The organism is Nocardioides terrae, assembly GCF_900112345.1.
Taxonomy (GTDB): Bacteria; Actinomycetota; Actinomycetes; order Propionibacteriales; family Nocardioidaceae; genus Nocardioides; species Nocardioides terrae.
The window spans coordinates 283,372-298,091 of sequence record NZ_FOLB01000003.1 but is presented as its reverse complement, the minus strand read 5'-3'; the positions used below and the strand labels follow the sequence as shown (position 1 = coordinate 298,091).

The 14,720-nt window shown below is 71.6% G+C and carries 15 protein-coding genes; 11 read left to right on the top strand and 4 right to left on the bottom strand.

Features of this window, described 5'->3' with window-relative positions:
* Positions 1-84: 84 nt before the first annotated feature.
* Complete coding sequence (locus tag BM236_RS06170) at positions 85-600, bottom strand: class I SAM-dependent methyltransferase (RefSeq protein ID WP_091121405.1); 516 nt, start codon at positions 598-600, stop codon at positions 85-87.
* A gap of 56 nt (positions 601-656) precedes the next feature.
* Between BM236_RS06170 and dapB the strand changes: the two genes are divergently transcribed.
* A complete protein-coding gene (dapB, locus tag BM236_RS06165; protein ID WP_217645243.1) occupies positions 657-1,400 on the top strand; it encodes a 4-hydroxy-tetrahydrodipicolinate reductase in 744 nt (247 codons plus the stop codon).
* 26 nt (positions 1,401-1,426) lie between these two features.
* On the opposite strand, the gene BM236_RS06160 is transcribed toward dapB, so the two are convergent.
* On the bottom strand, positions 1,427-1,966 hold the full coding sequence (locus BM236_RS06160; protein ID WP_091121403.1) for a GNAT family N-acetyltransferase: 540 nt from the start codon (positions 1,964-1,966) through the stop codon (positions 1,427-1,429).
* Positions 1,966-2,544, bottom strand: a complete 579-nt coding sequence (locus BM236_RS06155) for a DUF3043 domain-containing protein (RefSeq protein WP_091121401.1) — start codon at positions 2,542-2,544, stop codon at positions 1,966-1,968. The genes BM236_RS06160 and BM236_RS06155 overlap by 1 nt, the downstream gene beginning before the upstream one ends.
* Positions 2,545-2,668: 124 nt before the next feature.
* On the opposite strand from BM236_RS06155, the gene BM236_RS06150 reads away from it, so the two are divergent.
* The 10 genes from BM236_RS06150 to BM236_RS06110 all read left to right on the top strand — a co-directional run bounded on the left by BM236_RS06150 (position 2,669) and on the right by BM236_RS06110 (position 13,467).
* Positions 2,669-3,475 (top strand): PspA/IM30 family protein, encoded by an 807-nt coding sequence (locus BM236_RS06150; protein WP_091121398.1) that lies wholly within the window; start codon positions 2,669-2,671, stop codon positions 3,473-3,475.
* A gap of 194 nt (positions 3,476-3,669) precedes the next feature.
* Positions 3,670-4,608 carry a zinc metalloprotease HtpX gene (gene htpX / locus BM236_RS06145; protein ID WP_091121397.1) on the top strand — a complete coding sequence of 313 codons (939 nt, stop codon included), beginning with the start codon at positions 3,670-3,672 and terminating at the stop codon, positions 4,606-4,608.
* Positions 4,608-5,195, top strand: a complete 588-nt coding sequence (gene pspAB, locus BM236_RS06140; protein ID WP_091121395.1) for a PspA-associated protein PspAB — start codon at positions 4,608-4,610, stop codon at positions 5,193-5,195. Before htpX ends, pspAB begins: the two co-directional genes overlap by 1 nt.
* A gap of 69 nt (positions 5,196-5,264) precedes the next feature.
* Positions 5,265-6,542 (top strand): efflux RND transporter periplasmic adaptor subunit, encoded by a 1,278-nt coding sequence (locus BM236_RS06135; RefSeq protein ID WP_091121393.1) that lies wholly within the window; start codon positions 5,265-5,267, stop codon positions 6,540-6,542.
* Complete coding sequence (locus tag BM236_RS06130) at positions 6,539-7,234, top strand: ABC transporter ATP-binding protein (protein WP_091121391.1); 696 nt, start codon at positions 6,539-6,541, stop codon at positions 7,232-7,234. Before BM236_RS06135 ends, BM236_RS06130 begins: the two co-directional genes overlap by 4 nt.
* A complete protein-coding gene (locus BM236_RS06125) occupies positions 7,231-8,460 on the top strand; it encodes an ABC transporter permease (protein ID WP_091121389.1) in 1,230 nt (409 codons plus the stop codon). The genes BM236_RS06130 and BM236_RS06125 overlap by 4 nt, the downstream gene beginning before the upstream one ends.
* Before the next feature lie 23 nt (positions 8,461-8,483).
* The gene (locus BM236_RS18885) at positions 8,484-9,434 is read left to right on the top strand and encodes a DUF5666 domain-containing protein (RefSeq protein ID WP_175507571.1); all 951 of its coding nucleotides are present in this window, start codon (positions 8,484-8,486) and stop codon (positions 9,432-9,434) included.
* Positions 9,431-11,245, top strand: coding sequence for an efflux RND transporter periplasmic adaptor subunit (locus tag BM236_RS06120; protein WP_175507570.1), 1,815 nt, complete (start codon positions 9,431-9,433; stop codon positions 11,243-11,245). The genes BM236_RS18885 and BM236_RS06120 overlap by 4 nt, the downstream gene beginning before the upstream one ends.
* 108 nt (positions 11,246-11,353) lie before the next feature.
* On the top strand, positions 11,354-12,076 hold the full coding sequence (locus tag BM236_RS06115; protein ID WP_091121384.1) for a response regulator transcription factor: 723 nt from the start codon (positions 11,354-11,356) through the stop codon (positions 12,074-12,076).
* Positions 12,076-13,467, top strand: coding sequence for a sensor histidine kinase (locus BM236_RS06110; RefSeq protein ID WP_091121382.1), 1,392 nt, complete (start codon positions 12,076-12,078; stop codon positions 13,465-13,467). The genes BM236_RS06115 and BM236_RS06110 overlap by 1 nt, the downstream gene beginning before the upstream one ends.
* Positions 13,468-13,508: 41 nt before the next feature.
* Here the strand turns inward: BM236_RS06110 and nadA are convergent, their stop codons facing one another.
* Positions 13,509-14,675: a quinolinate synthase NadA gene (gene nadA, locus BM236_RS06105; RefSeq protein WP_091121380.1), complete on the bottom strand. Its 1,167-nt coding sequence runs from the start codon at positions 14,673-14,675 to the stop codon at positions 13,509-13,511.
* Positions 14,676-14,720: the final 45 nt, after the last annotated feature.

Below are 14,720 nucleotides of genomic sequence, written 5' to 3'. Positions count from 1 at the left end.
AGCGGCTCCGGCTACTCGACCAGCGAACGGGAGCGGCTGCGGACACTCGACCACCGATGACGCAGCGCGCTGACGCGGCCTGGGTCACTTGCGGCCGATGACGCCGATCACCGCGGGCTGCTTGTTGTCGACCACCGAGACCCGGAAGCCGGCGTCCATCAGCGCCTTGGAGGTCTTCTCGACCATGGCGGGGACGTCCTCGCGGCGGGTCGACTCGTAGAAGATGTTGGCGGTGCCGCCGGGCAGCAGGCGTTCGTAGAGCAGCGCGACCTCGTCGGCCGCGTCGCGGACCCAGAACAGGTTGACGTTGAACGCGAAGACCTTGTGGAGGCGCTTCACCGGGACCCGCAGGGTCGCGAGGTCGATCTGACGGACGGTCAGCCGGCCGGCCTCGACGAAGCGGGCACAGCGGCGCTTGGTGCGGTCCACGCCGGACTCGGACCGGTCGATCGCGAACATCTTGCCGGTCTCGAGCCTGCTGCAGATCAGCTCAGCGCCCGCGCCCGGGCCGCACCCGATCTCGAGGATGTGGTCGTTGGGATGGACGTCGATGAAGTCGACCGCCCAACGGATCCGCGCCGGAATGGTCTGCACTGGCATGGGATCAGCCTGCCAGATCCCGGTGACGGGTCGTGCGGCCGGTAGGGTTCCTGGACGTGATCAAGGTCGGTGTCCTCGGTGCGTACGGCAAGCTCGGCTCGGCGATCGTGTCGGGTCTGGAGCAGTCCGACCGCGTCGAGGTCGTCGCGCGTATCGGCAGCGCCGACCCCCTCCAGGCGCTGGTCGACGTCGGCGCCGAGGTCGTGGTCGACGTGACCGACCCGGACGCGGTGATGGGCAACCTCGAGTTCTGCATCCGCCACGGCATCCACACGGTCGTCGGCACGACGGGGTTCGACGACGATCGCCTCGCCACCCTGCGCGGTTGGCTGGACGACGCGCCGGAGATCGGCGTCCTGGTCGCCCCGAACTTCTCGATCGGCGCGATCCTGATGATGCGCTTCGCCGCCCAGGCCGCCGCGTTCTTCGAGTCCGTCGAGATCGTCGAGCTGCACCACCCGACCAAGGCCGACGCGCCGTCCGGCACGGCGAGGCGTACGGCGGAGCTGGTCGCCGCCGCCCGGCGCGACGCCGGACTCGGTCCGGTGCCGGACGCGACCACCACCCAGCTCGACGGCGCCCGCGGTGCCGTCGTCGACGGCATCCACGTGCACGGCCTGCGCATCCGCGGCCTCGTCGCCCACCAGGAGGTCGTCCTCGGCGCGCCGGGGGAGACGCTGACGATCCGGCACGACTCCCTCGACCGGACCGGGTTCGTCCCGGGGGTCCTGGCCGGGGTCGAGGCGGTCGGCAGCAACCCCGGCCTCACGGTCGGTCTCGAGAACTTCCTCGACCTCTGAGTCCGGCTCGGAGCAGCCGGGCGGGCTCAGGCCTCGAGCGAGGCGTGCAGGCGGAGCTCCTTCAGCGGCGCGCCCGACGGCGCCTCGAGGGTCCGGTGCGCCCCGTCGGGCGCCCAGCCGGCCTCGGTGAGGAAGGTCCGCTGGGCGTCGTCGGTCGAGGGCACCCAGCAGATCGCGCGGGTGAACCGGTCCGCGACCAGCGTGTCGGCGGCCGCCTGCAGCAGCCGTGAGCCGTGGCCCTGCCGCACGCGGTCCGGGTCGACGGTGAGCTCCTCGACGACGCCGTCGCGGACGGGGTCGCAGTCGGGGTCGGTCGCCGGCCCGGTCATCACGAAGCCGACCACGTCCGCGTGCTCCAGCGCGACGAGCACGCGCTGGCGGGCGTCGGAGGTCTTGACCAGCGAGGCGCGCCAGGCCTCGGTCGCGGCGGCGAGTGCCTCAGGGCCGGAGGGGAGCTCGGACTCGGCCAGCAGCCCGGCGTACCGCTGCTGCCACGCGCGGAGCTGCAGGGCGGCGATCGCGGGGGCGTCGTCGGCCCAGGCGACGCGGACGCTGACGTCCGCCATCAGCGGTAGACGTCGGGCAGCTGCTGCCCGATCCGCACCTGGGACTTGGGCATGCGCAGGAAGCGCAGCTGCACCGCGCGCACGACGGCGTAGTAGGTCAGGCCCTGGTAGGTGTTGTCGGGGAAGCGCTTCTTGAGCTCGCGGCGCAGCCCGAACCGCAGCCAGATCAGGTTGCCCACGACGGCCAGGAGCATCAGCGTCATGAACGCGTTGGCGAACCAGGCGAGCTCCGAGCTGGAGTAGCCGAGGACCATCGTCACGACCAGCAGCGGCAGGATCAGCTCGGCGATGGTGAACCGGCTGTCGACGTAGTCGCGGGTGAAGCGGCGCATCGGGCCCTTGTCGCGGGCCGGCAGGTAGCGGTCGTCGCCGGTCTTCATCGCCTGGCGCAGCTTCTGGCTCGACTCGTAGCGAGTACCGCGAGCGGCGGCCTGCTGCTCCTTGCGCGTGCGCGGCGTCCGGGCACGCGCCAACCGCGCCGCCTCCGCCTCCTTGCGGCTGGGCGTGGGGCGCCCCTTGCCGCTCTCCTTGACGGGGGACTCGTCGACGACAGCGCTCTCGGACTTACGACGGAACAAGGGTCGGCCTTCTCCAGCAGGGATTCGTACGACGCCCAGGGTAGTCGTCCTGGTCGCGCCCGGTTGCTTCCCCGCCGTAGGGTGAGGTCAACCGAACGCATCTGTGAGAGGCAACAAAACCGCCATGAGCCTGTGGAGCCGCTTCGCCCTGATCTTCAAGTCGAAGGCCAGCAAGGCCCTCGACCGCGCCGAGGACCCGCGCGAGACCCTGGACTACAGCTACCAGAAGCAGCTCGACCTGCTCGCCAAGGTGCGCCGCGGCGTTGCCGACGTGGCGACGAGCCGCAAGCGCGTGGAGCTGCAGGTCAACCAGCTGAACCAGCAGTCGACGAAGCTCCAGGAGCAGGCCGAGAAGGCGATCGGGCTGGGCCGCGAGGACCTCGCCCGCGAGGCGCTCACCCGCAAGTCGGGTCTCATCACCCAGATCAATGACCTGCAGGCCCAGCACGACTCGCTGCAGGCCGAGGAGGAGAAGCTCACCCTCGCGCAGCAGCGGCTGCAGGCGCGGGTCGAGGCCTTCCGCACCCGCAAGGAGACGATCAAGGCCACCTACACCGCGGCCGAGGCGACCACGAAGATCAACGAGGCCGTCACCGGGATCAGCGACGAGTTCGGCGACGTGGGCGCCGCGATCCAGCGGGCCGAGGACAAGACGGCGACGATGCAGGCCCGAGCCGGTGCGGTCGACGAGCTGATCGCCTCGGGTGCTCTCGACGACGTGACCTCGCTCAACAAGGGCGACGACATCACCCGCGAGCTGGAGGCGATGAGCTCGCAGTCCGACGTCGAGGCCGAGCTGGCCCGTCTCAAGGGCAAGGCCTCCGGCCAGGAGCTCCCGGCCGCCGACGCGCCCGACGCCATCGAGGCCGGCCCGATCCTGGACGGCACCGAGGAGAAGGCGACGGCCGAGAAGCCGACCGAACAGCAGTAGTCAGCAGACGCGCACAACGGCCCGCCGGGATTCCCGGCGGGCCGTTGTGGTCTCGCGACGGTTGCGAGCGCAACCGCCTCGACCAGGTGTTGAGTCCGTGTCCACGGACGGGATCGGAACGGTGGGTGAACCCGAGTCGGACGATCGGCGAGTACGCCGGGCGGAACGGTTGCGGCATCAGGGAGACTTGCCCCATGGCACGCACGCGGTTCGTCGGCGACCCGGGGCTCACCGCCCGGATGACGCTGGTGATGTTCCTCCTTGGCGGACTCTTCGTCGCCCTCATCGCCGTCGTCATGTCGCTGTTCTGGTCCAGCAAAGGCCCGGGGATCGGCATCCTGGTCGGGCTGATCGGACTCGGCATCGCCTGGTGGCAGTGGCACCAGTCCGACACGGTCGCGATGAAGGCGATGCGCGCCCGCGAGGTGACCCCGGAGGAGGCGCCCGAGCTGCATGGCATGATCGAGCGGCTCTGCGCGCTGGCCGACATGCCGAAGCCGCGGGTGGGCATCGCCGACACCGAGCTGCCGAACGCCTTCGCGACCGGTCGCTCGCCGGACCGCTCGGTCGTCGTGGTGACCACCGGGATCCTCCGGCGGCTCGACGCCGAGGAACTCGAGGGCGTGATCGCCCACGAGCTGTCCCACGTGGCGCACCGCGACGTCCTCGTGATGACGGTGGCCGCCTCGGCCGGCATCGTCGCGAGCATGCTGACCCGCGGCGCGCAGTACGGCGCGTTCTTCGGCGGCGGCAATCGACGGGACAACAACAACAACAGCGGCGGGCTGCCGATCTGGCTGGTCGTGCTCGTGGTCAGCATGGTCGTCTACGCCGTCAGCTTCCTGCTGCTCCGCCTGCTCTCGCGCTACCGCGAGCTGTCGGCCGACCGGGCCGGCGCCCAGCTGACGATGAAGCCGCGGGCGCTCGCGAGCGCCCTGCAGAAGATCACCGGCGAGATCAACCAGATCCCGAACGCCGACCTGCGCAAGTCGCAGCCGATGAACGCCTTCTTCATCGCGCCGGCGGTCAGCGGCGTCTCGCTGCGCACGCTCACCTCGACCCACCCGTCCCTCGAGCAGCGCCTCGAGCAGCTCGCCCGGATCGAGGCCGAGCTCGGCAGGCCGGCCGAGTGATGGGCCTCTGGGAGACCATCACCGGACGATCCAAGCCCAAGCAGGCACAGCTCGACGCGCTGTTCCACGTGCCGAGCGCCGCGATCACGCTGCAGGCCGCCCTCGGTCTCACGGCGACCGGCGACGGAGCCGTCTGCTATCGCGGCGCCGTGGGCTCCGGCTTCGCGACCACCCAGGCCGACCTGGTCGCCCTCGTCTCCGAGGGACCTGACGCGCCGCGGGTGACGACGACCGCCGACGCGTTCGGCTTCACCTGGCTCGAGCTCGACCATGACCCGATCGACCCGGCGAACCCGGACCTCACCTCGCTGTGCACCGGCCTGCACGCGGTCAACACCTCGCTGGAGGAGCAGGGCTTCGGTCCCGGCCTGCTCTGCTCGCTGGTGCCGTTCACCGGAGCGGACGGCCGCAGCGTCGGTCTCGTCTACCTCTACAAGCAGGGGACCTTCTACCCCTTCGCGCCGTCGGGGGCACAGGCCCGCGACAACCTGCTCGAGCTGCAGGTGCGCGACGCGCTCACCGGTGAGCTGCCGATGGAGCAGGACCTGTCCCGGTGGCTCGCCATCTGGGGCGCGCCCGGGCTCTGAGCCGGCGCTCACAGGCACGACACAGGCCGACCTGACGACCGGCACAGACCGGTCGCCCAGTCTTCGACCGTGCGATTGAGACTTCTGAAGAGACCCCGCCGCAGGCGTACCTGGCTGTTGACCGTTGCGGTGGCGCTCGCGGTCGTCGCGGGAAGCGGGGCCTGGCTGCTCTTTCGCAGCGACGACGGCCAGGCGGCGACGGCTACCACCACCTCCGAGGTCACCTCGACGACGATCGAGGACACCGTCTCGGCGTCCGGCACGGTCGACGCCGCCAAGACGGCCGACCTCGACTTCCCGGTCTCCGGGGCCGTGACCCACGTCTGGGTCGCCGAGGGGGACACGGTGAAGAAGGGCCAGCGCCTGGCCGAGGTCGACCCGACCGCGCTCGAGGCTGCGCGGACGGCCGCCCAGAGCACGCTCGACGCCGCCGAGGAGCAGCTGTCGGAGGACCAGGACGACGACGCCTCCGACGTGCAGCTCGCCGCCGACGAGACCGCGGTCGTCTCCGCCCGGGCCTCGCTCGACCAGGCCGAGCAGGCGGTCGACGACGCGGTGCTGCGGTCGACGATCGGCGGCATCGTGACGACGGTCGGCGTCGAGGTGGGCGACACCGTCGGCAGCAGCGGTGGCAGTGGCAGTGCCAGTGGCAGTGCCAGTGGCAGTGCCAGTGGCGGCAGTGGTGGCGCGAGCAGCGGTTCGGGCACGCCGTCGTCCACCAGCACCTCGACGACGACCTCCTCGAGCACGAGCGCCTTCACGGTCGTGTCGCAGGGCACCTACGTCGTCGACGCGACGGTGGCGAGCGCCGACGTGGCCGAGGTCAAGAAGGGGCTCCAGGCGAAGGTGACCGTCACGGGCGTCAGCGACACCGTCTTCGGCATCGTCGAGAGCGTCGGCCTGGTCGCCCAGACCAACAACAGCGGCGCCGCGGTCTTCCCGGTGACGATCAGGATCACCGGGCAGCGCGACGACCTCTACGCCGGCACCTCTGCGACGGCGTCGATCGTGGTCAAACAGACCGCAGACGTGCTCGTGGTGCCCAGCCGCGCCCTCAAGTCCGACGGCGACACGACGTACGTCCTGAAGATGGTCGACGGCAAGGCGACCCGGACCACGATCAAGGTGGGGGAGACCTACGGCGCCCAGACGCAGGTGCTCTCGGGCCTCACCTCCGGCGACACCGTCCAGGTCCCCGGCTTCACGCTTCCCGGAGGCACCAGCTCCAGCCGCGGCGGCACCAACCAGCGCAAGGGCGGGCTCCCGGGCGGCGACCTCCCGGCCGGCGGCTTCCCCGCGGGGGGCCAGGCACCGGCCGGCGGCGCGGGCGGAGGGTTCCCCCAGTGAGCGCACCGGTCGTCGACCTGAGCGGGGTCCGCAAGACCTACCGCTCGGGCAGCATCGAGTTCGAGGCGCTGTGCGGCATCGACATGCAGATCGACGAGGGCGACTACGTCGCCGTGATCGGGCCCTCGGGATCCGGCAAGTCGACCCTGATGAACCTGCTGGGCTGCCTGGACACCCCCACCGAGGGCACCTACCTGCTCGGCGGCGAGGACGTCTCGACGATGACCGAGGCCCAGCTCGCCGAGGTCCGCAACCGTCGCATCGGCTTCGTCTTCCAGCAGTTCCACCTGCTCGCGTCGCTGCCCGCCTGGCGCAACGTCGAGCTGCCTCTGCTGTACGCCGGCGTGTCACGCGTGACGCGGCGCGAGCGTGCCATCGCCGCGCTGGAGAAGGTCGGCCTCGGGGGCCGGGTCCTGAACCGGCCCGGTGAGCTGTCGGGCGGTCAGCAGCAACGCGTCGCCGTCGCCCGCGCCCTCGTCACGGAGCCCGACATCATCCTCGCCGACGAGCCCACCGGAAACCTCGACTCCGGCTCCACCGAGGCCGTGCTCGGACTGCTCCAGGAGCTGCACGACTCCGGTCGCACCGTCGTGGTGATCACCCACGAGCACGAGGTGGCCGCGCGAGCCGAGCGCAACCTGGTCATCCGCGACGGTCTGATCACCGACGACATGCTGGTGGGTGCCCGATGAACTGGGTCGAGACCTTCCGGACGGCTGTCGACGCCGTGCGGGCCCACCGGCTGCGGTCGCTCCTCACGATGCTGGGCATCGTCATCGGCATCTCGTCGGTCATCCTGACGGTCGGCCTCGGTCAGGGCGCCCAGGACAAGGTGAAGGACCAGATCAGCGCGCTCGGCAGCAACCTGCTCATCGTCTCTCCCGGCTCGACAACCAGCTCCTCCGGCGTACGCGGCGGGTTCGGGTCCTCGACCACGCTCACGCTGCAGGACGCGTCGGCCATCGCCGACCGCGACGTCGTGCCGGACGCGCTCCGCGTCGCGCCCGTCTCGACGAGCTCCACGTCGCTCACCGTGGGGGACACCAACTGGACGACCTCGATGGTGGGGACCACGGCCACCTGGCCGCAGGTCCGGGCCCGCACGGTCAGCCAGGGCCGCTTCTTCACGAGCGCGGAGGTGACATCGGGCGCCGACGTCACCGTGATCGGCGCGGACACCGCGTCCGAGCTGTTCTCCGGCCCGGTCAGCCCGGTCGGCCAGCAGGTGAGCGTCGACGGAGCGCAGCTGACGGTGATCGGCGTCCTCGCCTCGAGCGGCTCGTCGTCGACGGGCTCGTCGGAGGACGACCAGGCCGTCGTCCCGATCAGCACGCAGAAGCGGCTGACCGGCTCGACCAACTCGTCGGTCAGCACGATCTACGTGCAGGGGGCCTCCGACGACACGCTCACGGCGGCCTACCAGGAGATCAACGCGCTCCTGCTCAACGCCCACGACGTCACCGCGGCATCCGCCGACTTCACGGTCAGCACCCAGCAGTCCCTGGTCGAGACGGCCAACTCGACGAACAAGACCCTGACGGTCCTGCTCGGAGGCATCGCCGCGATCTCGCTGCTGGTCGGCGGCATCGGCGTCATGAACATCATGCTCGTCTCGGTGACCGAGCGGATCCGGGAGATCGGCCTTCGCAAGGCCCTCGGTGCGACCCCTTCGGTGATCCGGCGGCAGTTCCTCGTCGAGGCGTCGCTGCTCGGCCTGGCCGGTGGCGTCATCGGCATCGTCATCGGCTATGTCGGCTCCCTCGTGCTGCCGTCGCTGATCGACCAGCCGGTCTCGCTCTCACTGCTGGCCACCTGTGCCGCGCTGGGGACCTCGCTCGCCCTCGGCGTCGGGTTCGGGGTCTACCCGGCCAGCCGAGCCGCCCGCCTCACTCCCATCGACGCGCTGCGGTCCGAGTGACCCGCGCGGTGAAAGGACCATCCATGAAGCTCATCCGTCCCGTCCTCGCTGCCTCCGCGGGCATGCTCCTCCTCACCCTCTCGGCCTGCGGCGGTGGCGGAAACGACTCGACCCCGACCGACGCCGGGCAGGGTGACCAGGCGACCGGCCAGGCGAACGGCCAGGGGAACGGCCAGGCCGGAACCACGAACGGTCAGCAGGGCGCCACCGGACGTTTCCCCGGTGCGAGCGGGCTGATCGCCGACATCTCCGGGAGCACGCTCCAGGTCCGGGCCCAGGACAGCCAGACCGCGGTCACCTATTCGGGCACGACCACCTTCACCGCCCAGGTCGCCGCGAAGCTCGCCGCCGTCAAGGTGGGCAGCTGCGTCCAGGTGAGCACGCCCCGGAGCGACACGTCACCGTCCGCCGGCGCCACGACCACACCGACCGCACCGACCGCCATCACGGCGGCGACGGTCCGGGTCACCGCTGCGGCGACCGACGGCAGCTGTGCTCGCGGCGGGCCCGGTGGGGGTACGCCGGGGGGCGCAGCGCCGAGCGGTAGGCCGACCGATCTCCCGACCGACCGTCCCAGCGGGGCACCGTCCGGCGGTGCGGGTGGTCGCGGCTTCGGCTTCGGTGCGTTCGGAAAGGTCACGGCCATCTCGGCGGCCGGCTTCACCGTCGCCCAGCAGGCGCTCAACCAGGGCAACGACCAGAGCGACCAGAGCGACCAGACCGACCAGAGCGGTCAGACGACGGACGTGACCGTGACGGTCGGGGCGGACACCACGTACACGACCACGAAGAACGCCACGGCCGCCGCGCTCGCCGTCGGCAAGTGCGTGAGCGCCACCGGCCAGGGCGACGACACCGGCGCGATCGCCGCCGAGCAGATTTCGATCAGCGACGCCGTCGACGGCCAGTGCACCGGCGGGTTCGGTGGTTTCGGCGGCCGAGCCGCTGGCGCTGGGCAGGCGGCGGACCAGTGAGGTCGATCGTCCGTCCCCGCAATGTCGTCGCCGCCGGCCTGACGGCCGCGCTGGTGGGCGGTGGTTGGGCGGCGTACGCCGGCACCGCTGACGGCTCGGCGCACTACCGCACCGCCGTCGCCACGTCCGGCGACGTCGACCAGACCCTGGGGCTCGCGGGAACCATCGTGCGGTCCGGTCGCTACGACCTGTCGTTCGGCAGCTCGGGAACGGTCGCCGAGGTGAACGTGTCCACCGGCGACACGGTCTCTGCAGGCGAGGTGCTGGCCCGGCTGGACCGGACCTCGCTCCGGGCCGAGGTCAAGAAGGCACGCGCCGATGTGGCTTCAGCCCGGGCGCAGCTCGCATCGGACGAGGACGCCCAGGCGTCCGCCGTCAGCACGTCGACCTCGTCATCAGCCTCGTCAACGTCCGGGTCCACCCCGAGCGGGTCCGCCGCGAGCGCCTCCCCGGGCGACTCGACGCCGTCCGGGTCGAACCCGACCGGATCGACCCCGAGCAGCGGCTACGCCCCGAGCACAGGCTCCGCCGGCCAGGCCTCCCCGGCCCTGACGGCGGCACTGGCCGCTCTGGCCGATCAGCAGAGGGCGGTCACGACCGCCCAGTCGGCGGCGACCGACGCACTCGGCGTCGCCAAGGACAAGCTGGCCGCGCAGACCCAGGCGTGTGAGGACGCGTTCTCCGGCGGCACGGGCACAGGTTCTGGCTCCGACGACGGTGGTACGTCGGTGGCGGACCAGGCCTGCACGGACGCACTGGCCGCGGTCCAGGAGGCCCAGCAGTCGGTGAAGTCCGCCCAGGACGACCTGCAACAGGCGCTGGAGACACTCGGCGGGACCCTCGACAAGGCGGTGACGGCCCTGAAGCAGAGCAGCCAGACCGGCTCGAGCACGACCGACGGCACGCGGGGCGCGGGCGCGACGGGCGCCCAGAGCACGCAGGGCACGAAGAGCACGAAGAGCACGAAGAGCACGAAGAGCACGAAGAGCCAGGGCGCCTCGGGTGCGTCCACCTCCACCGCGTCCGGCGACGGAGCGGCAGCGGTGGGTGGCGCGGGCGGAGGCGCGAGCAGCGGTTCGCGGACCGTCACGGCGGCCACCCTCGCTTCCGATCAGGCCAAGATCGACGAGGCGAAGGCATCCCTCGTCGAGGCCGAGCAGTCGCTGGCAGGTGCGGTCATCAAAGCACCGGCCGGCGGCACGGTCGTCGCGTCCGACGCTGCGGTCGGCGACGCGGCCGGCGCAGGCACCGATGTGGTCACCCTCGTCACACCCGGCGCCACGACGGCGACCCTCGCGGTCGGCTCGACGGACCTGGCCTGGCTGAAGGTCGGGCAGGTCGCCTCGGTCACCCCCGCCGGGGCGGAGCAGGCGCTGCCCGGGACGGTCACCTGGATCAGCCCACAGCCCAGCGACTCGGGCAGCACGACGACGTACCCGGTCGTCGTCACGCTGGACGACAGCGGAGTGGGCCTGCCCAGCGGAGACACGGCGTCCGTCTCGATCGTCGTCGGCACGGCGTCCGGCGTGGTGACCGTGCCGACCAGCGCGGTCAGCAACGGTGCGGTCACCGTCCTGGACGACGGCACGCCGAGCCGGGTCCGGGTCACGACCGGCGTGATGGGAGGCGGCCGGACCGAGGTGGCCACGGGCCTGAAGGCCGGCCAGACGGTCGTCCTCGCGGACCTCGATGCAGCCCTGCCGAGCGGGAGCTCCAGCAACCAGCGCGGCTTCGGTGGCGCAGGCGGCTTCAGCGGCGGCTTCGGAGGCGGCTTGGCCGGAGGTGGCCGTACCTTCACGAGCCGCGGTTGATATCGAGCCGGCGTGGTCGGGCAGGTCGCTGGGGCGGCCCGCCCGATCTGCATCTGCGGCACATGCGGCCCACAGACTTCTCACAGGAATGCTGGGGAGAGTAGGACCATGGGCGAGACCGAGATCGTGTCGCGCGCCGACGGATCCCCGCTGCGCGTCCTCGTCGTCGACGACGAGGTCAACATCGCCGAGCTCATCTGCATGGCGCTGCGCTACGAGGGCTGGCAGGTCCGGGCGGCGCACACCGGCAGCAGGGCGGTGGCGGCGGCCAAGGAGCTCGACCCCGACGCGGTCGTGCTCGACATGATGCTGCCGGACTTCGACGGGCTCGAGGTCCTGCGTCGGCTGCGGATCACGAACCCGGACCTGCCTGTCGTCTTCCTCACCGCGAAGGACGCGGTGGAGGACCGGATCGCCGGCCTGACCGCAGGCGGTGACGACTACGTCACCAAGCCGTTCTCGCTCGAGGAGGTCGTCGCCCGGCTGCGCGGACTGATGCGCCGGGCGGGCGCCCGCCGCGAGGCCTCGAGCTCGATCCTCACCGTGGGCGACCTGCGCCTCGACGAGGACAGCCACGAGGTGTTCCGGGGCGAGGACGAGATCAGCCTGACCGCGACCGAGTTCGAGCTGCTGCGCTACCTCATGCGCAACCAGCGCCGGGTGCTGTCCAAGGCGCAGATCCTCGACCGGGTGTGGAACTACGACTTCGGCGGCCAGGCCAACGTCGTCGAGCTCTACATCTCCTACCTCCGCAAGAAGATCGACGCCGGCCGCCAGCCGATGATCCACACCCTCCGCGGCGCCGGCTACGTCCTCAAGGCGGCGACCTGATGCGCTTCTTCGCGACGCTCACCTCGCGCCTGGTCCTCACTGCCGTCGCACTCGTGGCCGTCGTCTCCGTCCTCATCGCTGCGGCGACCACCGTCGCGCTGCGCAACCAGCTGATGGACCGGCTCGACTCCGACGTGCGCGCGCTCGCGCGCCCGGGTCCGCCGGCGTCGCGCAACGTGGCCCCCGGGACGCTGCAGGTCATCCGGCCGGCGGTGGGGAGCTCGGTGCAGGAGCGCGGCGAGATCCTCGGTCACGACGCCGACGACGTCGCCACGATCACCGACCTGGGCAGGTTCGACCGGGTCCCGCTCGACCGGACGGTCCACACCGTCGACGTGCCCGGCCACGGCACCTACCGGGTGATCGCCGCCGAGGCCCAGCTCCGGACCGGCGAGGTCGTCACGGTCGTCACCGGGCTCCCGGTCGCCACGGTCGACGACACCATCGGCGGCCTCGTCCGCTGGGAGATCCTGCTGACCCTGCTGGGCGTCGTCGCCGCGGCGGGCGCCGGCCTGGTCGTCGTACGACGCCAGCTGCGGCCGCTGCGCGAGGTGGCCGCGACCGCCCACGCCGTGGCGGGGCTGCCCCTGGACACGGGCGAGATCGGGGTGACTGAGCGCGTCCCCGAGCGGCTGACCGACGAGCACACCGAGGTCGGCCGGGTCGGGGGAGCGCTCAACACGCTCCTCGAGCACGTGGAGTCCTCGCTCGCCGCCCGGCACCGCAGCGAGCAGCAGGTGCGGCAGTTCGTCGCCGACGCCTCCCACGAGCTGCGGACGCCGCTCACCACAATCCGCGGCTACACCGAGCTCGCCCGCCGCCACCCCGAGGACGACGGCGCCACCCGCGTCGCGCTGTCGAAGGTGGAGGAGGAGTCGGGCCGGATGACCTCGCTGGTCGAGGACCTCCTCCTGCTGGCGCGCCTGGACGCGGGCCGGCCGCTCGCCCACGAGCCCGTCGACCTGTCCCGCCTCGTGCTGGACGCCGTCGCCGACGCGCGGCTGCTCGCCCCAGACCATCGGTGGCGGGTCCACGCCGAGCGGCCGGACGCGGTCGAGGTCTCGGGGGATCCCGACCGGCTGCGCCAGGTGCTCCTCAACCTGCTGACCAACGCCCGCAGCTACACACCCGTCGGGACGACGGTGACCGTGTCGGTGCGGCCGGACGGCTTCTCCGTCCACGACGACGGCCCGTGCTTCCCGGCCGGGCTCGACCCGTTCGAGCGCTTCGTCCGCGGCGACGAGTCGCGCACCGGCGGCTCGTCGGGCCTCGGGCTCTCGATCGTCGAGGCCATCGTCGCGGCACACGGCGGGTCGGTCGCGCTCGCGAGCGAACCCGGCGACACCACCGTCACCGTCCGCCTCCCCAGCGTCGCCCAACGGTCACGGTGACCGTTCGCGGCCTCTCCTGCGACACCGGCGCGAGGGCGTGATCAGTCGCGCTCGCTCTTCCCGGGCAGCTCCAGCATCCGCTCCAGGGCCACCTTGGCGTGGTGCTCGGTGTCGGCGTCGACCTCGATCACGTTGGGCACGACACCGTTGACCAGCGACTCCAGCGCCCACACGAAGTGCGGGAGGTCGATCCGGTTCATCGTCGAGCAGTAGCAGACGTTGCGGTCGAGGAAGACGATCCGCTTGTCCGGGTGGGCGGCGGCCAGCCGCTTGACGAGGTTCAGCTCGGTGCCGATCGCCCAGGCCGACCCGGCCGGGGCGGACTCGATCGTCCTGATGATGAACTCGGTCGAGCCGACCAGGTCGGCCTTGAGCACGACCTCGTGCTGGCACTCGGGGTGCACCAGGACCTGGATGTCCGGGATCGTCGCGCGGAGCGCATCGACGGTGTCGGGGGAGAAGCGCCCGTGCACCGAGCAGTGGCCCTTCCACAGGATCATCGTCGCGTCGGTCAGCTCCTCGGCGGTGAGCCCGCCGTTCGGCTGCCGCGGGTCCCACACGACGCACTCGTCGAGCGGGATGCCGAGCTGGAGGACGGCGGTGTTGCGACCGAGGTGCTGGTCGGGCAGGAAGAGCACCTTGGTGCCCTGCTCGAAGGCCCACTCCAGCACGGTCTGCGCGTTGGACGACGTGCACACCACGCCGCCGTGGCGTCCGCAGAACGCCTTGATGTCGGCGCTGGAGTTCATGTAGGTCACCGGCACGACCTGGTCGGCGATGCCGGCGGCCTCGAGTGCGGACCAGGCGGCCTCGACCTGGCCGAGCCGGGCCATGTCGGCCATCGAGCAGCCGGCCGCCAGGTCCGGCAGGATCACCTTCTGCTCGGGCGAGGTGAGGATGTCGGCGGACTCGGCCATGAAGTGCACGCCGCAGAAGACGATGTACGCCGCCTCCGGACGAGCGGCCGCGTCGCGAGCGAGCTTGAAGGAGTCCCCGGTGACGTCGGCGAACTCGATGACCTCGTCGCGCTGGTAGTGGTGGCCCAGCACGAACACCTTGTCGCCGAGCGCCTCCTTGGCGGCCCGCGCGCGCTCGACGAGCGTGGGGTCCGAGGCCGGGGGCAGGTCGCCCGGGCACTCGACGCCGCGCTCGGAGTCGAGGTCGATGCCGCGACCGAGCGGCAGCAGCGGGAGATCGACGGTCGTCATGGCCGCATCGTACGGTCCCGCGCGGGCGCGACCGCCTAGGGTCTC